The 637-nt window shown below is 31.9% G+C and carries 1 protein-coding gene; it reads left to right on the top strand.

Going from position 1 to position 637, the window contains the following annotated elements; genetic code table 11:
• Positions 1-624, top strand: a 624-nt coding sequence (locus N5D46_RS14765) for an IS982 family transposase (RefSeq protein WP_280050457.1), incomplete at its 5' end; no start/stop codon positions are given.
• Positions 625-637: the final 13 nt, after the last annotated feature.

Here is a 637-nt window from a genome sequence, read left to right as displayed (position 1 = left end):
GAACGGATTCGAAAACTGTTAGCAGAAAAATTTAATGGTTCTGAAAAGTATTTTATTGTGGATAGCATGCCTTTAGAAGTTTGCAAATTATCAAGAAGCTCACGTAGTAAAATATGCAGAGAAACCGATTATGCAATTCCAAATAAAGGTTATTGTGCTTCACAGAAAATGCATTATTATGGGTATAAACTTCATGCGGTTTGCTCAGCGGAAGGTGTCTTTCAAAGTTTGGATATTAGTCCAGCTTCAGTGCATGACATTCATTATCTGAAAGATATAAAACAGCAGTTTAAAAATTGTACGCTCTTAGCTGATAAAGGATATTTATCCGCAGAATACCAATTGGATTTGTTTACATCGCACAATATAAAGCTGGAAGTTCCTATGAGAACAAATCAAAAAAACTATAAAGATCAGCCTTTTGTAATACGCAAATACAGAAAAAGGATAGAAACGTTATTCTCTCAACTCTGTGACCAGTTCATGATTAGACGTAATTATGCTAAAAGCTTTTTAGGCTTTAAAACAAGGATACTATCTAAAATACTCACGCTTACTATTATTCAAACAATAAACAGAAACCAAAATAGAAATATTAACAACTTAAAAATTAATATTATCTAAATGCACTACGGGT

Origin of the sequence: Empedobacter sp. GD03865 (genome assembly GCF_029840775.1) — a bacterium.
GTDB lineage: Bacteria > Bacteroidota > Bacteroidia > Flavobacteriales > Weeksellaceae > Empedobacter > Empedobacter falsenii_B.
The sequence above is the reverse complement of the archived record's forward strand: the minus strand, read 5'-3'. Positions and strand labels throughout refer to the sequence as shown.